This window comes from Exiguobacterium sp. s128 (assembly GCF_018618815.1).
Classification (GTDB): domain Bacteria; phylum Bacillota; class Bacilli; order Exiguobacteriales; family Exiguobacteriaceae; genus Exiguobacterium_A; species Exiguobacterium_A antarcticum.
This window is the reverse complement of the sequence record NZ_JACSMT010000015.1, coordinates 1-19848: the sequence shown is the minus strand read 5'-3', so window position 1 is coordinate 19848 and position 19848 is coordinate 1. Positions and strand designations below refer to the sequence as shown.

The following is a 19848-nucleotide window of genomic DNA, read 5'->3' as shown; positions in this document are numbered from 1 at the left end:
GCTGTGGAATATGTATACGATCGAACAAATCAAGGAAGTGATTCCACACCGTTATCCGTTTTTGCTCGTCGACCGGATTCTAGAAGTCGAAGAAGGCAAGCGGGCTGTCGGCATCAAAAATGTCACGGCCAATGAAGAATTCTTTAATGGCCATTTCCCGGATTACAACGTCATGCCGGGTGTCTTGATCGTCGAAGCCTTAGCACAAGTCGGTGCCTTTGCCGTACTGAAGATGGAACAGAATCAAGGCAAGCTTGCCTTTTTTGCCGGGATTGAGAATTGTCGTTTCAAACGTCAAGTCGTACCCGGCGATCAGCTCAAACTGGAAGTCGAACTGACGAAACTGCGTGGACCAATTGGTAAAGGGCGTGCCACAGCCACAGTCGATGGGGAAGTCGCCTGTACTGCTGAATTGACTTTCGCGATTAAGTGAACATGTGATGAAGCGCTGGATGATTCCATTGGCGATTTCGTTGCTTGTCATTCCTGGTTGTCAGCGTGCGGACAAGGTGGAGACCGCTTCCCCGACGGTCATCATCGATCCTGTCAAACGTGCCGGACAAACAGAAAACATCTCAGCTCAGATCTCAGCGACGGAAAACGATCGGATGCGCCTGACGATCCGGACGGCAAACGATATCCGACTCGACGACCAACAAGTCGATATTCGTTTGGAAGTTGCCAATCAGTCGATTCCGTTCCCGTTTGTTTCATTCGAAGCGAAAAAAATGGGAGAAGTCAGAACCTATACGTCGGATACGACGATTGAAGAGCAAGTCTTTGACGAAAACCGGTTACCGGTGCTCATCATTGATGCAGGTGCAGGACGCGGGATTGAAATCCCGCTCGAAGTCGTTCGCTGAACCAAAAGAAGCATACGATAACCATGTGTTCCCCGGTTATCGTATGCTTCTTTTTTGTCTTGAGGGATTGAAATTTTGTTATTTTTTTAAAATATACTGGTTTATTTTGCCTGCTTTGCTTAAAATTTAGGTAGCACATACTTAAAGAATGGAGCGAAAACAAACATCATGCGAAAAATCGGAATGTACATACTCGCCTGTCTGCTCGTCTTTGGTGTCATCACACCAGTACAGGCAGAAACGGCATTATCGTGGGACGTCAAAGGAGCGGGGACGAACCCGTACACACTGACCTTTACGGGAGAAGGTGTCGTCAATCTCGAGTCAGAAACAGAATTGGTCTTTGAAAATGGTGTGACAGGACAGGACATCGACATCACGAAGACACCGAGCGTGACGTTTACGGCAGAGACGGCACCGGTCGTCAAAATCATCGCGGCGGATCAAACAAAAACGATCCTGATCGAGTTTGGACGTGAAGTCAAAGAGGAACCGACTCCAGAGAAACCACCGGCAGAAGAGCCGGTCAAGGAAGATCCTCCTGCAGAGGAACCCGTTGAAGAGGAACCGATCAAAGAAGAACCAGTGACGGAAGAACCGAAGCCGGAGACGGAACAACCGGTCGCAATGACAGGAACGATCAACGGAATCATCTGGTACGATGAAAATGAAGACGGCATCCGTCAGGACAAAGAGACGCGGATCAGTGATGTGCCGGTCTATCTTTTGAACATGGATTATGACGTCGTCGATGAAGCCTATACAAAAGACGGTCTCTATTCGTTCAAGGACCTGAAGCCGGGCACGTATTATGTCGAAGTGTACGGCATGGATATCGGCTACTACTACACGTCCCCTAAGCATCAAGGGACGGATCCAACGATTGATTCCGATCTGAATGATGAAGATCTGGCACGCGTCAAACTTAAAGCAGGTGACAACGTTCAGATCGATGCCGGTCTGTACGGTCAAGATGAGGAAGAAATGGACTTTGCGAACCTGTTGCTTGTTACGAACTTCTTCGATGCGAACGCAGATAAGATTCCGGGTTACTCTGAGCAGACGATTCCTGCGACGTACACAGTAACGGATGCGATCACCGGAAAAGACGTCTATACGGAGAAGATCGGAAAAAACGATGCCTTGATGATCGAGATGACACCAGGAACGTATACGGTCAAAACGGAAGTTGCTTCCGGATACACGGTCGAAGCAATGCACCATGTCTCACTCGACGACTTGGCGATGTCCTTCGAGCTGACGAAAGCTGAAGCGAAGGCGCTTGCTGTCGGAATGGCAGATGAAGACGAAGAAGAATTCCAGGAGTACGATGAATTCCTCAAACTGTTTAAACGAAAAGCAACAACGGATTCGGTTACGTTGACGGATGAGACGATGGGCTATTTCCTTCTCGCAGAAATCGCGAAAGTAAAACCGGTCGCAGCACCGAAGCCGACACCGACTAAATCATCGGTCAAGACGGTCGAAGCGCCGGCGACGAATGTGGCCGATCAACAAACAACGAACACGACGTCAAACGAACGTCTCCCGCAGGCGGGGGAAGATGAACCGTTCCCATATGCAGCAACAGGAGCAGTTCTTGCAGTCGTTGGACTGTGGTTATTGTTACGGCGTGCTGGATAAGACAGAAGCCCTCTGGACCCTAGTGGTTCGGAGGGCTTTTTGGTGTGTGTATCGATTGACACACACGCACACACGTGTGTATAGTAAAGGTATCAAATGAATGGAAAGAGGGATGACGATGTTAACGACAAAACAGATCAGCGAATTATTACGTGTCTCAGAAGAAACGGTCCGTCGTTGGATCCGGACAGGCGAACTGCATGCCGAGCAAGACGGTAAAGGGTACTTGGTCGATGAATTGGCACTCAAACGTCTCGTCGATGAAAAGTCACAAATTCCGGGCAACGCGATGAATAAGGTATTGCCGATCATCAATGATTTGTTTGGTCCGGAAGCGGCGAAGTTCGCGAAGTCGAACTTGTTTGACCCACTCCGTCAGTCGATGGATCAGACGGCACCGCCACGTCCGGAAGCGTCACCGGAATCGGTCGCAGAAGAACTGAGCCAGCTGAAACGGAAAAAACGTCGTCTTGAACTCGAACACGAACTGAAATTGCTCGAGATTGAAGAGAAGATTGCCGTCCTGGAACAGAAGGCGAACCGTTTTTAAATAATGCGCGATAAGACGAACGACTCCGAGACATCAACGGGGTCGTTTTTTGATAGGGGAGAGGAATTCACCTTGGAAAACCTGAACAAGCAAACCAGCTCTGCTTCCGAAACTTACTGTGCGACAATCGAGCTATCTTATCAAACAGAGGAGTCGAAAAGATGTTCAAACGTGATGTCAAACAACACTGGCAAGTGACGTATCAACAAAACGGGTATCCCCATGTCCAGCAAGGCTGGGTGATGCCGCCAGAGCGTAAAGACGAGTTTGATCCGTTCATTCTGATGGCCGAGGATTGGTTCAAACGGGGGACCTTTTCCGATCATCCGCACAGCGGTTTCCAGACGATTACCTACGTCATCGATGGGAGGCTGGAACATATCGACAACCACGGGGGCATTCGATTCTCGATGCGGGTGACGTCCAGTACATGAACGCCGGTTGGGCGGCGCGGTGTGCGGAAGAAGCGGTCGACGACTACTTGATCCATACGCTCCAACTGTGGCTCAATCTGCCGAAACGCTTGAAACAAACGACGATATCGTATCAAAACGTCCTACTGGAAGATGCATCGGTCGTCTCGTTCGACAGCGGACACGTCCGCGTTTATTCGGGTGACATCGCGGGTGTGACCGGACCACTCGACAGCCTGGTCCCGATTACGATGAGTGAGATTTCACTGGCACCGGGTGGGACATATACACACGTCTTACCGGCGAACCATAATACCTTTTTGTATGTCTTGGCGGGAGAACTCGAAGTGGGATCAAGCCGGATGCGTCTTGCGAAGACGATGGCGGCGACGCTGACGTTTGACGAGCAGGCAGAAGGCAGCGAACTCGAATTGACGGCGATCAGCCGGACGAAGGTGCTGATCTATTCCGGTCAACCGATCCGGGAAGAGACGATTGCCTACGGACCGTTCGTCATGAACACGGAAGACGAGATCCGTCAGGCTTACCGGGATTATCACGACGGAAAGTTTGGACCACCAGCCGTCTTATGACAAAAAAAGACCAGTCCCGCGTGCGGAACAAGTCTTGTTTGATTGATGTGCGGACACCGCTCGACCTCAAGGAGAGGTAGAATCGGTCGTCCGTTTTTTCTTGCGCCGCCAATACCAGTAGCCAAGTCCGAGTGTGATCGGGATGGCAGCCAGGTAAGGATTGGCTTCTAGATAACTGATGATCTCAAACAGCGCGAACCATCCACTGAGTAACCCGAGGATGAGTAAGATCGTCCGAATCGCTTCAGGAAGCTTGCGGATACGATATGCGAAGAGACATACGAGGCAAAAGATGATAATCGCCACGAGCATTCCTCCCATTCCCGTATCCAGTATAGCGTATTCGAAAAGCTTTTTCGATGCACAAATCGCTTTCGCTCACGTATAGTGAAGACAGGGAAACTGACGAAGGACGTGATGAGATGCAAGTAACAGTAATTGGAACAGGGTACGTGGGTCTTGTGACCGCGATTGGACTAGCCGATGCGAAACATGAGGTGGTTTGTGTCGATTTAAATAAAGAACGGATGGAGCAACTGTCGAATGGGGTGGCTCCGATCACGGAGGAAGGAATCGAAGAGGCGTTACAACAAAATAAAAGCCGTCTGACCTTCACGACGGAGTATCCGGTATCTGACCTGTACCTAGTAGCCGTCGGGACACCAGAACGGGCTGATGGGAGTTGTGATCTCTCGGCAGTCGAAGCGGTGGTTAAGTTAATCCATTCGATTCAACCAGATGCGGCTGTCGTCATGAAGTCGACGATACCACCAGGCACGACGGAAAAGTTGCAGACGACCTACCCGTCGTTACGTTTTGCGATGGTCCCGGAGTTCTTACGGGAAGGCACAGCGATTCGTGACATGCGGAACCCCCATCGCGTCATCATCGGGACACATGATCAACAGCTGGCAAGTAATTTGACGGAGTTATTCAAGACGAATGCGCCAATCGTGCATGTCGATCCGACGACAGCCGAACTGACGAAGTATGCAGCCAACAGCTTTTTGGCCGTCAAAATCAGTTTCATCAATGAGATTGCACGACTTGCGGATATCGTCGGAGCAGATGTCGAGGACGTAGCGCACGGGATTGGTCTTGATCCACGAATTGGTCCTGCGTTCTTAAAAGCGGGTGCTGGTTACGGCGGCTCTTGTTTTCCGAAGGACATCGCGGCATTGACGACACTGGCGCAACAACAAGGCGAACATCTGCATGTGATTGAAGCAGCCGACCGGACAAACGAAGCACAACTGCAATATGTCCTCGACAAAATCAATCCAAGTCCTGGTCTTCATGTTGCTTTGCTGGGATTAGCTTTCAAGCCGGGAACGGACGATTTACGGGATGCACCGGCTTTACGACTTGCCGAACGATTGATGAAGATGGGGGTTATCGTTACCGGGTATGATCCGGCAGCGAAGACGTTGCTTGATCAAAAGGATTCGATTGAAGAAGCCGTTGCAGGTGCAGATCTTGCGGTCATCATGACGGAGTGGGATGAAATCAAACAGATCACGCCAAAACTTTTGGTCAAACAGATGAAATCAGCGCGTCTGGTGGACGGCAGGAACTGTTGGGCTTACGTCAATGATCCGGGAAACGTCCAGTACGAAGGAATTGGACGTCCGAATAAAACATTTTCGAACAATCAAACCTTCTGAACTGTCATATAGGATGAGTCCACTGTGGATTCATCCTATTTTTTATACAGAAAAGGAGACGACGTATGAAAATCGATTACTTTACTGTCATGCCAAGTGGTCCCAAAGGCGCACTTGAAACTCACTGCCTGACGAACGGAAACTGGTACGAACGAATTAGTGAAGAGTGGGACCGTGCGATTCATTACGGCGCCGGTTTAATCCGGATCAAGGACAAAGGGGCCGAGTTACGGATTCCGATTGAATTCGGACTCGGTTATGTCTTACAGTACTTACGTCAATTCGTCGCAGCGGAACGACATACGATGGATCGGGCGAGACGACACCTGCAACAGCAACTGGAATGGATTGGACGTGGCTTACCGATCCAGTTGCGTCGTCTTGATGAAGTGATTGAACTGACGGCGGATACTGACCACCGATTTCGTAGGGATACTTTTTTAGAAGCAATCGAACAAGCCAATCAAAAGGTTGTATGAGGCAAAAAGACAGTCACTTTTTTTAAGTGAGTGTCTTTCTTTTATTTCAAAAAAATATTGACTCACATGAAATTCTATATATTTGTAAGCGTTTTCTTAAAAAGGGACGTTCAGATTTTTAATTTCCATATACAACCTGTTAATATATTTTACTAGTTACTACTATTCACCTATTTTTTACAAAAAACCTATTGTCGTTAGTTTCCTGGTTTTGTATATTTGACCTGTAGCTAAGTGCTTCACTTACGTACAAGTGAGACTTGGTACGAACCTACGACATACGGAACGTCCTTATATATAAGGCGTTCGACAACATTTTCTGTTCATCCCAAACTGGATACATAATGAATCACTGACGATCGTCTACTGAACTGGACGCTGGATCGGCGTGTGAAACAGAACGTATTCCTCCGAAGAAAACAGAACAAATGTTGAATGATTTAAAGTAAATATATTCAAATATTTTACTTTAAGTGTAGGTCATCTGGTTGGGATTGTCGCTTTTAGTTTTGGAAGATAAGAGGAGGAATTGTAAACATGGCTTACACGAAAAAATCAAACAAATTGTACGCTGCTGCAGCTGCTCTCGCAGTCACTGCATCTGTCGTCGCACCGGTTGCTGCAGACGCGGCTTCAAAGGTCTCTGTTAAATACATTGAACCCATCTTAATGAAACATGCAGGTGGTTCAAAGTATGCTGTTAAGAAATTGACATTGCCGACAAAGGTCAAAGTCAAACTCACGAACGGCAAGTACGAAATGCGTTCAGTCAAATGGAGCGGCTCCGTGAAGTTTGAAACGAAGTACATCAACAAGTACCAAGTCCTTTACGGTACAGTTGCCGGCACTTCGAAAAAAGCAGTCCTCAAAGTAGAACTTCAGAACTATGTCGTTGATGTCCTCGAACCAGTCCTCGAACCAGTTGCAGTCGGAGGCAAAGTTGTTCTTCCGAGCACGATCAGCATCCGTTACAAATCAGGCATCATCGTGAAACGCCCGATCAGCAAGTTCAACATCAAAACACCGGACACTTCAAAAGCCGGCAAATATAAAATTGCTTACACGTACAAAGGTGCGAACTCTGTCGTGACAGGTTCAATCAACTATGAAGTGAAAGCAGCAATGATTTCAAACGTCATGGGAAGCGTCGATGATCAGACACTTTCTGTTAAAGCAGACGTCATGTACCCAGCTGTGGGTGCGATGGCTGAACTCTTGATCTATCCAGGAAAAGATATGACAAAAGCACCGATCGTTGCGAAAGGGACGCTTTCAAACGGGAAATTCACGGCTTCGCAATCAGGAATCCCTGAAGGCACGCATAGCTATGTCGTCAAAGTCGGCGATGTGAAATCACCAGCAATGGACTTCACGGTTGCAAACACAGTTCTCGCTTCAGCAAAAGCACTCGGCAAAGACAAAGTCGAAGTATCGTTCTCGCGTGCCGTTGATTCTGTCATGGCAGACAACTTCAAAATCGCAGGCGGTACAGTCAAATCAGCAACACTCAGTGCTGACAAGAAATCGGCAGTCCTCGAAGTCGAAGGCTTAGAGTACGGAAAAGATTACACGGTCGACGCGAAAGGCATCCTCATCGGTGGCGTAGCGAAAGACCTCGGTTCACTCAGCTTCATGACGCAAAGCGTCGAAAACATCTGGATGCTTGAAGTCACACCAAAAGCGTCTTCGATTCTTGCAAACGGTGCCGACAACACGGAAGTGACATTCCAGTTGAAAAACAAAGCAACTGGTGAAGTTGATATGAAGGCGGACGATATCGTCTTGAAATTATCGACATCATTCGGTTCGCTTGCGAAAGAACGCGTCACAATCCAAGACGGTAAAGCAACAGTCCTCCTCACTTCTGAGTTCAGCAACACGGATCTCGAAGCGACAATCGATGCGCAAATCATCGAGACAGTCAACGGTGAGTACAAAGACTTGATCGGTAAAATCGATGGACAAGCAAAAGTGAAGTTCAGCACGGTCATGGTCACACCGGCTCCGATTGAGATGATCAATGTCCTTGCAGCTGAATCGAATCAAGCAGATCGCGTGACGATTTTCCTCGACAAAGCCGTCTCACGTGAGTTGTTACTCAAATCGTTCGGACTTGATAAAGTGAGACAAGGTCTCCACGAAGAAGATTACATGGCAAATGACAACATCCAAATCGAGCAATTCGACGGGATGAAACGCGTCATCGGCATCAAGACAGTTCCTTCGAATCCAAAAGCCTTCGAAGTCATCTTGGATAAAGAAACACCACTCCAAGACAACGCGACGGTCAAAGTCTTTGCTAAAATCACAAGCAGCACGGATACAGAAGTCAAATCAAAAGCGAGCTTCAAATTGACAGATGCTCGTCAACCGGAAGTCACGTCTGTTAAAGCAGTCGGCTTGAATCAGCTCGAAGTGAAATTCTCAGAAGCAATCGCTGATGCGAAATTCAAAATCGACGGTCAGTTCGGTGAGAAATACTTCGATGTGAAGTATCTCGGCTTTGATAACAAAGAAGGCGTCGACCGCCGCGATACAGTCATCATCACATTGAACGACGAAGAGATGATGGCAGCAATTAAAGCAGAAGAAGCTTACCCAGGACCGAAAAAAGGTTACTTCACACCGGGTAAACACTCACTCCAGATTTGGGATGCAATGGACTTCGCGGCCCTTTCAGATGAGTCGAACATCGGAACGACACAAAACCTCGACTTCACAGTTGCGGCAGATACAGTCAAACCGACAGCTGGTGTCGTCGTCGAGTCGCCTGAACAATTCCGTGTGATGTTCAGCAAACAACTCAAAAACCTCAGCCTTGCTGATGTTCAAGCACTTCTTGGTTCAAAAATGAAACTTGAGCGTTACAACTCAAGTACGAAGTTGTATGAAGACTTCAGCCAGTACGCTGAAATCACATACTACAACGAAGAGACGGGCGAAGTTCTCGTCGAACTCAAGAAAGACTGGACAGAAATCTATAATACAGTCAACACGAAAGAAAATTACTACAATGATAAGTTCAAAATCACGCTCGCGAAAGATTCTGTCATAGCAGAAGCGAACGGCGAGAAAAATGATGCCTTGTCACTCGACCTCAACTACTCTGGTTCACCACTCAACACACCAGATCTGAAGAGTGCTGAAATCAATGCCATCGACCGTGTGCTTCTCTCAAACGACTTCAACGTCATGATGAGCGAGCCGGTTAAATTACGTGGTCTTGATCAAGCAGATACACCACTCATCAACGCGGACGGTACGGTTTACCCACCGAAAACAACAGTTGAGTTTATCGGTAAAGACAAAGACGGCAAAATCGTCACGATCGATGGTTCAGTTGTTGGCTACACAAACAGTTCAGACATGAACTTCCGTGTCGCAGCAAACCAAAGCCTGCAAAGCCTCGTAGACAACGCTGGTTACGGCGAAGAGTGGAAAGTTGTCGTCAAATCGCTTTCGGATGATGTCGGTAACACGGTCGCAACAGCGACACATGACTTCAAAATCATGAAAACGCCTGTTAAACCAGTTGTTTCACCGTTCGAAATCGAAAAAGTGTCTGCTAACGAAAAAGATGAAAAAGATGTCATTCGCGTCAAGTTCTCGGAAGGTGTTCAGTACTCAGGTATGTACGATGCAACAAGTACAGCTCAGTACACATTAAACGGGAAAAACTTGCCAGTCGGCACAAGCATCTCGCTTGCTGACTCAGATGATAACCTCTCGAACGGACTTGATATCGTCAAAATCAAAGTTCCAGCGGGCACGCTCAAAACATTGTCGAACGTCATCACGGTCAACAAAGAGCTTCAGTCGTATGACAACTCTGTCTTGACTGGCGGCTACGAGAAAGCAGTTCTTCTCGGCTTATAATCCGATTTACTTGAACACCTTCTGTCCAGAAATGGATGGAAGGTGTTTTTTTGTGATGATTAGCGCAATCGATTGCATTTCGTGAAACCTATTGACTTATTTTATTAAAATAGAGGTGTCATGACAAAAGAAAGATGTTAAATTATGTCATGTTGATTAGTGATTAAAGGGAAAAACAATCAAATACATACAGAAAAAAGGGGAGTTATATCGATGAAGAACACGAAAAAAGTATCAGTCGGATTACTCGCGACCGTCGTAGCAGCAAGCAGTTTCGGTATCGCACCAAAGCAAGCAGCAGCTTACACATCAGGTGAAAAGCTGGATAACCATGTCATCTTCCAAAGTTTCAGTCTGTACCAACCTTATGACAGCAACATGTATCGGACACTCGCCAAAAAAGGTGACTTGCTGAATTCATGGGGTGTGACAGACGTCTGGATGCCACCGGCTTATCGTTCGTTCGACATGGCACGTTACATGGAAGGATATGCGATCGCGGATCGGTATGATTTCGGTGAGTTCCCGCAAGGTCCAGGTGGAGCGACGGCGACGAAATACGGAAAAGCCAGTCACCTCGAGATGATGGTCGATATGTTACATGACGACAACATCAAGGTTCAGATGGATTTGGTACCAAACCAAATGCTTGGTTTGAACCAGCGTGAAGCCGTCTTCGTCCGTCGTGCGACAAGCTCAGGAGAGCCGTTCGCAAATCCGTATACGGGTGGACAAACAACGAAAACACTCGCGACACCTTACCTCGCCTATACAAAAGGTGGCGGAATGGGGCAAGCGAAATACGGTTACCTCAAAGAATGGAACAAAACCTTCTTAAACGGAACATCTCTTCAAGGTCAGGGTACAGGGCGTGTCATGACGGACAAAGCCGGTAAACCGTACCGTTACTTTGGACCAAACAACGAGAAAAACTATCTCCCGGAATGGTTGATGGAAGCGTCGAAAACACAAAGCTTGAACGTCGTTGATACATATCTTGCGGCAGATGGTTGGTATGAAGTATCGCCACAAAACTGGAAACCGATGTTGTCGCAGTATGCGAAAGATCCAGGATATCTCGCCTACATGAAAGAAAATGGTTTTGCAACAAAAGAAGCATTACTTGCGTCTCCTGACAACACGAAGATTGCTAAATTGACAGAAGAATACATGAAAACACAAGCTGTCTACGGATACGGATCAGAAGAACGTTCGTATCAGAATGACAATTCGGGCATCGACATCGAAGATCAGTTCCTGTTCGTCGATGAAGCCGGCTTACCGCTTCAAGCCTACAACAAGACGATGACGAATAATGACGAGTTCCTGCTTGGAGTAGACTTGGCCAACTCGAACGCAGAAGTCATCAAAGAGCAAAAGAACTGGATGAAGTGGATGCTTGAGACGTACAAGTTCGACGGATTCCGAATCGATGCGGCGTCCCATTATGATACGGCGATTCTGAAGGCGGAAGCACAAGTCGCAAAAGAGCACTTCGGTAAAAAAGAGCATTTGAGCTACATCGAAAGCTACAAATCAGAGCAAAAATCATATATGAAAGCAAACAATGATGAACAGCTCATCATGGATTCACCACTCTACTTCACGATGCGGAATGCACTCGGAAACGAAATGTCAAAACGTCCGTTAAGTGCCATCGCAACCGGTTCAACTGTTAACCGGGCAGGAGCAGGATCGACTGATGCGTCCGCCAACTGGTCATTCGTCAACAACCATGACCAAGAGAAAAACCGTGTCAACCAAATCATGCTCGATCTCTACGGTATCAAAACAGGCGTCCAGTACGCAGCAGGCGAAGAGCCGAAATCGTTCGAAAAGATGTACGATAAAGAGACAGAGAAAAAAGCACTTAACATCTATAATGCAGAACTCGCAAGCACGAAGAAAAAATATTCGGTCGATAACGTCGTTTCGCAGTATGCTTACTTGCTGACGAACAAAGACACAGTCCCGACTGTCTATTATGGTGACTTGTATCAGACAGATGCTTCCTATATGGCGAAACAAACACCATATTACGAAGAAATCACGAACTTGCTGAAAGTCCGCAAGCAGTACGCATACGGTGCCCAAAAAGTCGTGTCGCACACAGCGAACACGTCGAAAATTGCCGGAGATCACTTGATTTCAAGCGTCCGTCTTGGTAAAAACCGTAACACGGGTGTTGCAACGGTCATCGGTAAAAAATCGACACTCAACACGACAATTAAAGTCGATATGGGGAAACAGCACATGAACCAAGTCTTCGTCGATGCGAGCGGCATCAGCAAGACGAAACTCGTCACAGATAAAAACGGTATCTTGACGGTTCCGGTCAAAGGCATGAGAACAGCAGAAGTGAATGGATACCTTGGTGTCTTCGTTCCGCAAACAACAAAAGCACCAACGGCAACGATTGAAAAAGCAAGTGTCTACCAAGGAAAAGGCATCAACCTGAAAACGAAAGTCGCAAATAGCTCATCAGCTGTCTCGTCAATTCGTTATCAAGTAGCCGATTCATCAAAAGCAACAGTCGATACAACGGGACGTCTCGTTGGTAAAGCAGCTGGTAAGACAACGGTCACAGCAACTGTGACACTAAAAGACGGTTTCGTCTTGACGACAACATTGACGATCGAGACGAAAGTCAACAGCGTTACGCTCAAAGCAACGCAAAAAACATTGAAACCAGGTCAAGTAACGACGATCGGTTACTCGGCAGCAACGGATAAAATCAAGTCCGTCAGCTACGCGTCGCTCAATAAAAAAGTCGCAACGGTCTCGTCAAAAGGTCAAGTCAAAGCAGTTAGCAAAGGAACAACGTCAATTCGCGTCACCTATACGACGGTCGGAAACTACAAGGTCGTCAAGACCTTCAAAGTCATCGTCAAGTAAGTCACTCATCCATCACCTCTCAGGTGGTGGATTTTTTTTGTCTGAAAATTGAACGAATCAGGTAAATGATTTTTAAAATTCCACATTATTCCATAATTAATGGGTATATAGGTGTATAGACCTAAGACAATTGGAGGAGTGGAAAGGTGAAAAAGATCATTACGGGTAGTCTTGCGGCAAGTGTACTGATGGGATTTGGTTTAAACGGAGAAGCGATCGACAAACAAAAAACGGTCAGTAGCCAGCAAGTGGAGCATGCAAAAGTATTACCAACGTTCCACGGCAGTTATGTCGGAGCACCGATGAAAGGACGATTTGACGAAGAGGGGTTTGACGTCTGGTACATGGATTCGGCCGACTTTGTCGCGGACGGGACGCATCTTGAATTTGAGCTCGACTGGGACATTTACGGGACGATGTTTACGAGTAAGGTGGATGCTGAAGCAGGACGTGTCTACAATCGTTATTTCCAACGCAATGACGAGACGATGTACTTCCCGCTCAGTTGGAAAGGACGTCAGTACTTAATTCTTGAAGGGTCTCCTGGCGATACGTACTCTGTCCCGTTTAGTGTGTCGCGGTACGAACCGGTTGATTTGACGAAAGGTTCGTCTGTCACAACGAAGGCGAGCACGGCACTGATCGTCAAAACAAAATCCGGTAAGATGCGTGCAAGTAGTGTCGGTGCCAAGTCGGTTCAGTCATTGGCACCTGAACTCCGCCTCGAAAAATTGACGTACCGATCAGCGACGGAAGCGAAACAAGCAAAACAGAAGCTCGAACAATCCAGTGCGACAGCGTACTTCGAATACGATACGCCGATTCAAGCATTCGGTGCCGATGCGTTCAAGCACCATCAGTGGTCACTCATGAACACCGGCCAGAAAAAAGGTCTCAAAGGAGCTGATATCGGCTTCACGGCGATGCAAAAACGGATTGCGAAAAAGAAACAGTCAACGACGCTCGTCGCTGTCATTGATTCAGGCGTCAACCCGAGTTATGCCGATTTCGCCGGTAAGGTCCGGATGGATCTTGGATACGATTTCGTCAATCGCTCGAAGACGGCCTGGGATGATTACGGTCACGGTTCGCACGTCGCGGGAATCATCGCGGCGGGTACGGACAATACGTACGGGATGACGGGAATCAGTGCGAAGGCATCAGTCATTCCGATTAAGGTCCTGGATGAGAACGGTGCCGGTTATACATCGGACCTGGTCAGTGGCATCAATCATGCGGTCAAAAAAGGCGCGAAGGTCATCAATCTCAGTCTTGGTGGGTACGCGTCCTCTAAATCTGTTGAGTCAGCACTTGCCTATGCGAAAAGCAAAAATGTCTTAGTCGTCGCTGCTTCTGGTAACGAGGCGAAAAAGGCATTGTCATACCCGGCTCGTTCAAAATATGTCCTATCGGTCGGTGCGACAGGGCGGACGGACAAACGTGCCTCGTTCTCGAACTACGGGACGGGACTTGATCTTGTGGCACCGGGTGTTTCGATTCCAAGTTATCTCGCGGACGGGGAACTCGCTTTTGCGAGTGGGACCTCGATGGCAGCCCCACATGTTTCGGCAGTCGCGAGTATCTTGTACAGTCTGAAACCGACGATCAAAGCGACCGATGTCGAAAGTATCCTCAAAAAATCAGCGAAGGATCTTGGTTCAAAAGGATACGATACGACATATGGATCGGGTCGTCTCAATGCCGACAAAGCAACCAGTTACATTAAATGAAGCAAGGCGAATCCATTCTTTCAAAAGATTCGCTTTTTTTTACGATTTATTTTAAATTTCCGGAAAAAATTCTGATGAAAAATCAAAAATCAGGTGTTTATCATAAAAATTTCCATTATACTGGATGCATAGGAAAAAAGGCGGATAAAGGAGTGAAAAAATGCAAAAATGGTTAGTCGGCTTGACGGTTTTCGGTCTACTGGGAACAGCTGTACCGATTCAAACAGAAGCGGCAGGGACCGGGGCGCAAAAATTACCGGTGCTGGACGCGAAAACAAAGAAAGCCTACATCAAAAGCACGTTTGACAGCAAAGGAAAAGCCTTGTTTTACTTTGATACAAAAACCTACCTGACGGGCGGCACTCACCTCAAGTTTGCAGCGGACGCGACGGAAGCGGTCACGGTCTATGAATCACAAACAGACTATAAACAACAACTGGTCTACGGACGGTACGATCAAGTCACGAATCAGTCGCTGATTTTCCCCCTCAGTTGGAGTGGACGTCAATACATAGAGATTGAAGGGAAGAAAAATACGGCATTTGTCGTCCCGTTTAAACTCGAACGGTTGCAACCAATCCGTGAAACGATGGGCCAGTCAAATACGTCAGCGAAGGCGAGCAGTCTTGTCGTCAAAATGACGGGACCAAGCAGCCAAAAACAACAGCTGTCCGAGAAAACGGCAGCCGTGAAGCACGAAACGATTGATGCCGAACTTCGACTTGAGAAGTTCACGTACCGGACGGTCATGCAGGCACTTGCCGCGAAACGCGAGCTCGAACAAACACGTGGCGTCGCTTATGTCGAACTCGACAGCCAGATGCACGGACTCGGAAATGATGTCTTCAAATCGTATCAGTGGTCGTTGAACAATACCGGACAGCGGGGTGGTGTCAAAGGAGCCGATATCAATTTCGACGCGATGAAAAAGCGGATTACTTCGAAAAAACAATCGACGGTCCTCGTCGCTGTCATCGATACCGGGATCAACCCGACATACGCTGATTTTGCCGGACGAGTCCGGATGGATCTTGGGTATGATTTCGTCAACCGCCGTCAGCTCGCGATCGATGATCATGGTCATGGCTCACACATTGCCGGTATCATCGCGGCGAACAGCAACAATACGTACGGTATGTCCGGCATCAATGCCAAAGCATCAATCATCCCGATCAAAGTGCTTGGGGAAGACAACTACGGTTCCAACTCGAATATCGCCAAAGGGATTCTGCATGCGGTGAAGAAGAAAGCCAAAGTCATCAATATCAGCATCGGTGGCGGATTCTCGTCCCGGGCGATTGAAGATGCTCTTGCCTATGCGAAAAAACAAGGAGTTCTTGTTGTCGTCGCGGCGGGGAATGAAGGAACGAACAAACTGTCTTATCCGGCACGGTCGCAGTATGCGCTCTCGGTCGGGTCCTCCAACCGGTTCGACAAACGGTCGGCCTTCTCGAACTATGGTGAAGGACTCGATTTGATTGCACCGGGACAAGACATTCCAAGTTACCTGAGTGACGGGGTGTCAGCCTTCTGGAGCGGAACGTCGATGGCAGCACCGCACGTCGCCGGTGTCGCGAGTCTTCTCTACAGCTTAAAACCAACGATCAAGGCATCGGAAGTTGAAAGCATTCTCAAAAAATCCGCGCAAGACCTTGGGAAAAAAGGATATGACTCATCGTACGGATACGGACGGCTTGATGCCGATCGTGCGGTCCAACTATTACGTTGAAAATATGTTTTGAATCAACCACTAACTATTAGAAAAGAGCGAATACACATGACAACAACACTTGGAAAATTGACAATTGCGGCGATTTTGGCCGGTTCAACATTGATCGCAGGAACAGTAGAAGCGGCAACAAAAGAAGAAATCCAAGCGACGACTCAATTCGAAGCCTTGAAAACAGGGATGACGATGGAGCAAGTTGCGCAAGTCCTTTACGGAAAAAGCTACAAAACACAGTTAACGAAAAAAGACGGGTCAACGATGCTGAAGAAAAAAACAGAGTTCGCCGATAAAGAAGATGGACAGAAGTTTGCAGCGTATCACTTCTATGATACGAAAGTGAAAGTAGCCCCGACGTATACGGCGCTATCATTCGCGACCAAAAGTAAAGATTCGGTCTATCGCCTGACTTCAAAAATGCTCAACATCACGGCGAAAACAAAACTTGGCGTCCGGGAAAGTAAGATGCAACTGACAAAAGGCGCCAAGTTGACGGAAGGCATGACAGAAAAACAACTCGATGCTGTCTTGACGGGTAAAGGGCTTGGTGAGTGGATGGACTGGTCCAACTTTGATTATTCGACGGTTGCTTCAAAAGCAGAAATCAAGCTCGGTCTGGCCGATCCGATCATGATGAAGTCATATGTTTTCCAAACGACGGATCCGAAAAAACGGATGGTCGTCAGCATGGACTATAACTTCAAGAAAAAAATCTACGAAGTTTTTATGTATGAACGTGTGTCAACATCGGAATCTTTGTTGTAATCAAAAATAGAACGAACCAAACGAATGAAAGATGACGCGTAATCCTAAGAAGAGCTTGCCAAGTGGCAGGTTCTTCTTTTCATATTTTTCCGTTTTTTGCAAAATCACTTGATTTTTAGGTATACTCGACTGTAAAGTGACTTTTGTTTGACCGATAACAACAGGAACTCATGTGATTTACATAACGAACAATGAACGAGAAGGAAGGAACGTGGAAACATGGAACGTGTCAAAAAGAAACGAAAAGCAAAAAAGCGGTTCACCCCGCTGAAAATCATGTTATTGATTGCATTGGTATTGATAATTGGAGTAGGAGGATTTGTCGGGTATACGTACTATCAAGTTGATCAGACCGTCAAAAAAATCCAATCCCCGGTCAAAAATACCGGCGATAAAATCATTGAGAAACAAAAACCGGTTTCTGTCCTATTGCTCGGGGTTGATCAACGTCCGGGTGAGCAGGGGCGAAGCGACTCGATTATGATCATGACCTTGAATCCGACCCGGAATGAGAGTCGTCTGATCAGTATTCCACGGGATACGAAAGTCGATATTGTCGGTCGTGGGACAAACGATAAAATCAACCATGCCTATTCGTTTGGTGGACCAGAGATGGCAATCAAGACGGTCGAGCAATTCCTTGATATTCCAATCAATTATTACGCGGAAATCAATATGGAAGGTTTTACGTCGCTTGTTGACGCGGTCGGTGGAGTGACGGTCAATAACGATATTGATTTTAATGTAGATGGGACGCAGTTCTCAGTTGGGAAAATCAATCTCAATGGTGACGCGGCACTCAAATACACACGAATGCGTTATGAAGATCCACGCGGAGATTTTGGGCGTCAGATGCGGCAACGTGATGTGATTGCACAAGTGGTCTCGAAATTATCTTCCGATGTGTCCGTCAGTAAATTCAATGCCATCATGGATGTCGTCGGGAAAAATGCGCAGACAAATGTCTCATTCAAACCGATGCAGACACTGGCATTTGATTATATGGATGCCTTTAAAAATCAGGAAAACTTAAAGCTGGAAGGAACAGGTGGAAAAGAAGCGGATGGTATTTATTACTGGCATCCGACGGAAGATTCACTGAGCCAGACGAAAACAGCATTACGTTACTCACTTGATTTGAATTAAGCTATAAAACAAGAGAGCCATCCGATGAAGGATTGGCTCTCTTGTTTTATAAATTTTGCTCAGCCAGACGAACGCGGCTGAAATCTGTTCCCGGTTTATCAAACCGTTGCAGTCGATACGAATTACTTGTGATAAGTGCCGTCGTCTCTGTTTCGAGTTGAAGTGGTGCAAGTAAAACTAAATCATCATTCGTAATATCGGTCTCCGACCAGTCGATGGCAATGACTTGATCGTTTTGCAGGGTGAAGAAATGATTACCGTAAAACAGGTACGAATTGACTTCATCGGAAAACGTTCGTTCCGGTTCTCCGTAAATGCTATTCAAATCAGCGCTTGATTTGCCGATAAGGTCAATGAGTGTCTCGGTGACGAAGCTGGTATCCAAATTATCACCGACCCATGTCAACAATGATTCGTCGGCAATCGCATCATCCTGTAGGGTCTTAGTCGTATCGGCGTTTTTGATGTAACCAATCAGCTCGTCGGTCAATTCAATCTTGCTGACGGTATCGGTAGTTTCGAGAATCCGGTAACCGTCACCGAAGTCTGCTTCATACAATGTATCGGTCAAGCCAGAATCACTGTAGATGTTACTGTTCCGTGTTTTGACATAAAGAATATCTGAAACTTCTTTTACTTCAGGTTGATCTTTCTTTGGTTCCTCTTTTTTGGTTTCTTTGATCGCAACCGGTTTCTCGACAGTCGATTTTGGTTCAGACGCGCCTGGACTGGCAATGTAGTTGGAGTAGACGTATGTGCCACCGGCTCCTAACAAGAAGCATAAAATCAGTAAAGCGATCCATCCCCATGGGAACTTGCGTCTTGGACGTGGTTCGGAAAAAGACTTGATTTTTTGACGGCGCGAAGATTCAGGTTCCCGGTGCGTTCGTGAAAGTGTTGGAGTAGATGCGGTTTCTGCAACCGGAGCGGGACCATCTTCTTCAAGGATAGGCCGGGCGACAAGCGTACCATAAAAATCAGCAAGCACCTGATGATGTTTTCCTGATAAGAAAGCGGTCCATTCTTCAGCCGACACGGTATCTTGCGAAAATGGAACGAGCGGTGCTTGCCCAGTCAAACGAATCATTGTATCGGTCAGTGATTCTGTCGAAGCCAGGCTGGAGCGGATACGCTCGTGGATACGTTCGATCTCCGTTTCTGAGTGCGATGTATAGTATTGAAGGGCTTGTAATGAGCGATGCATAAAAAAATTCCTCCTATGTAGATATCCGGAAATCCATGTGAAAAGAAAACATGTCCTTTTCATTATACGCAACCTTTTTCAATAAACGTATAATATTTCCTAAAATTATATCAACCATTTCCAATTTTTTTGTTATACTAATTTCTAGTTGATAAAAAGCTGGCTCATCACCATAACACGTGGTTGCTATTTTAACGACCAAGCTCAAGGCGCAATCTCAAAAAGAATCGTTCGAGGTTTCGGTAGCCATAACCACGACGTTTAATGAGCTTAATCTTATTGTTCGTCCCTTCCATTTTC

15 protein-coding genes and 1 pseudogene are annotated in these 19848 nt (G+C 46.9%); 13 read left to right on the top strand and 3 right to left on the bottom strand.

The genetic code is table 11. The features are described from left to right. The first annotated feature begins 10 nt into the window (after window positions 1-10). The 5 genes and pseudogenes from fabZ to KNQ13_RS07675 all read left to right on the top strand — a co-directional run bounded on the left by fabZ (window position 11) and on the right by KNQ13_RS07675 (window position 4063). The gene (gene fabZ, locus KNQ13_RS07695; RefSeq protein ID WP_014971379.1) at window positions 11-433 is read left to right on the top strand and encodes a 3-hydroxyacyl-ACP dehydratase FabZ; all 423 of its coding nucleotides are present in this window, start codon (window positions 11-13) and stop codon (window positions 431-433) included. A gap of 7 nt (window positions 434-440) precedes the next feature. After that, a complete protein-coding gene (locus KNQ13_RS07690; RefSeq protein ID WP_071499887.1) occupies window positions 441-863 on the top strand; it encodes a hypothetical protein in 423 nt (140 codons plus the stop codon). 168 nt (window positions 864-1031) lie between these two features. Continuing rightward, window positions 1032-2507: an SdrD B-like domain-containing protein gene (locus KNQ13_RS07685; protein WP_209548231.1), complete on the top strand. Its 1476-nt coding sequence runs from the start codon at window positions 1032-1034 to the stop codon at window positions 2505-2507. Window positions 2508-2625: 118 nt separating this feature from the next. Then, complete coding sequence (locus KNQ13_RS07680) at window positions 2626-3057, top strand: helix-turn-helix domain-containing protein (RefSeq protein WP_028105597.1); 432 nt, start codon at window positions 2626-2628, stop codon at window positions 3055-3057. 161 nt (window positions 3058-3218) lie between these two features. After that, window positions 3219-4063, top strand: a pseudogene (locus KNQ13_RS07675) (pirin family protein). 66 nt (window positions 4064-4129) lie between these two features. On the opposite strand, the gene KNQ13_RS07670 reads toward KNQ13_RS07675, so the two are convergent. Further along, the gene (locus tag KNQ13_RS07670) at window positions 4130-4375 is read right to left on the bottom strand and encodes a hypothetical protein (RefSeq protein ID WP_236624340.1); all 246 of its coding nucleotides are present in this window, start codon (window positions 4373-4375) and stop codon (window positions 4130-4132) included. 110 nt (window positions 4376-4485) lie between these two features. Between KNQ13_RS07670 and KNQ13_RS07665 the strand changes: the two genes are divergently transcribed. The 8 genes from KNQ13_RS07665 (at window position 4486) to KNQ13_RS07630 (ending at window position 18344) form a co-directional block, all read left to right on the top strand. Beyond that, a complete protein-coding gene (locus KNQ13_RS07665) occupies window positions 4486-5727 on the top strand; it encodes a UDP-glucose dehydrogenase family protein (protein WP_209548230.1) in 1242 nt (413 codons plus the stop codon). A gap of 65 nt (window positions 5728-5792) precedes the next feature. Next, complete coding sequence (locus tag KNQ13_RS07660) at window positions 5793-6206, top strand: hypothetical protein (RefSeq protein WP_209548229.1); 414 nt, start codon at window positions 5793-5795, stop codon at window positions 6204-6206. 537 nt (window positions 6207-6743) lie between these two features. Continuing rightward, a complete protein-coding gene (locus KNQ13_RS07655) occupies window positions 6744-10082 on the top strand; it encodes a hypothetical protein (protein WP_209548228.1) in 3339 nt (1112 codons plus the stop codon). Window positions 10083-10295: 213 nt separating this feature from the next. After that, entirely contained in the window at window positions 10296-12977 is a 2682-nt protein-coding gene (locus tag KNQ13_RS07650; RefSeq protein WP_209548227.1) for a glycoside hydrolase family 70 protein, read from the top strand. Window positions 12978-13123: 146 nt separating this feature from the next. Beyond that, complete coding sequence (locus tag KNQ13_RS16205; RefSeq protein ID WP_261974172.1) at window positions 13124-14707, top strand: S8 family peptidase; 1584 nt, start codon at window positions 13124-13126, stop codon at window positions 14705-14707. Between the two features lie 160 nt (window positions 14708-14867). Beyond that, window positions 14868-16436: a S8 family peptidase gene (locus KNQ13_RS07640; RefSeq protein WP_209548226.1), complete on the top strand. Its 1569-nt coding sequence runs from the start codon at window positions 14868-14870 to the stop codon at window positions 16434-16436. Window positions 16437-16484: 48 nt separating this feature from the next. Beyond that, entirely contained in the window at window positions 16485-17198 is a 714-nt protein-coding gene (locus tag KNQ13_RS07635) for a hypothetical protein (RefSeq protein ID WP_209548225.1), read from the top strand. A 219-nt stretch (window positions 17199-17417) separates the two neighbouring features. Further along, a complete protein-coding gene (locus tag KNQ13_RS07630) occupies window positions 17418-18344 on the top strand; it encodes an LCP family glycopolymer transferase (RefSeq protein WP_209548224.1) in 927 nt (308 codons plus the stop codon). Window positions 18345-18390: 46 nt separating this feature from the next. Here the strand turns inward: KNQ13_RS07630 and KNQ13_RS07625 are convergent, their stop codons facing one another. Next, window positions 18391-19548 carry a hypothetical protein gene (locus KNQ13_RS07625; protein WP_209548223.1) on the bottom strand — a complete coding sequence of 386 codons (1158 nt, stop codon included), beginning with the start codon at window positions 19546-19548 and terminating at the stop codon, window positions 18391-18393. A gap of 191 nt (window positions 19549-19739) precedes the next feature. Next, the coding region (locus tag KNQ13_RS07620) for a transposase (RefSeq protein WP_214773207.1) at window positions 19740-19848 on the bottom strand (109 nt) is incomplete at its 5' end.

What these genes read in the sequence shown, in the direction of transcription:
- fabZ (WP_014971379.1), top strand. Translation starts at nt 11, where the DNA reads ATGTATACGATCGAACAAATCAAGGAAGTGATTCCACACCGTTATCCG.
- KNQ13_RS07690 (WP_071499887.1), top strand. Translation starts at nt 441, where the DNA reads ATGAAGCGCTGGATGATTCCATTGGCGATTTCGTTGCTTGTCATTCCT.
- KNQ13_RS07685 (WP_209548231.1), top strand. Translation starts at nt 1,032, where the DNA reads ATGCGAAAAATCGGAATGTACATACTCGCCTGTCTGCTCGTCTTTGGT.
- KNQ13_RS07680 (WP_028105597.1), top strand. Translation starts at nt 2,626, where the DNA reads ATGTTAACGACAAAACAGATCAGCGAATTATTACGTGTCTCAGAAGAA.
- KNQ13_RS07670 (WP_236624340.1), bottom strand. Translation starts at nt 4,375, where the DNA reads ATGCTCGTGGCGATTATCATCTTTTGCCTCGTATGTCTCTTCGCATAT.
- KNQ13_RS07665 (WP_209548230.1), top strand. Translation starts at nt 4,486, where the DNA reads ATGCAAGTAACAGTAATTGGAACAGGGTACGTGGGTCTTGTGACCGCG.
- KNQ13_RS07660 (WP_209548229.1), top strand. Translation starts at nt 5,793, where the DNA reads ATGAAAATCGATTACTTTACTGTCATGCCAAGTGGTCCCAAAGGCGCA.
- KNQ13_RS07655 (WP_209548228.1), top strand. Translation starts at nt 6,744, where the DNA reads ATGGCTTACACGAAAAAATCAAACAAATTGTACGCTGCTGCAGCTGCT.
- KNQ13_RS07650 (WP_209548227.1), top strand. Translation starts at nt 10,296, where the DNA reads ATGAAGAACACGAAAAAAGTATCAGTCGGATTACTCGCGACCGTCGTA.
- KNQ13_RS07640 (WP_209548226.1), top strand. Translation starts at nt 14,868, where the DNA reads ATGCAAAAATGGTTAGTCGGCTTGACGGTTTTCGGTCTACTGGGAACA.
- KNQ13_RS07635 (WP_209548225.1), top strand. Translation starts at nt 16,485, where the DNA reads ATGACAACAACACTTGGAAAATTGACAATTGCGGCGATTTTGGCCGGT.
- KNQ13_RS07630 (WP_209548224.1), top strand. Translation starts at nt 17,418, where the DNA reads ATGGAACGTGTCAAAAAGAAACGAAAAGCAAAAAAGCGGTTCACCCCG.
- KNQ13_RS07625 (WP_209548223.1), bottom strand. Translation starts at nt 19,548, where the DNA reads ATGCATCGCTCATTACAAGCCCTTCAATACTATACATCGCACTCAGAA.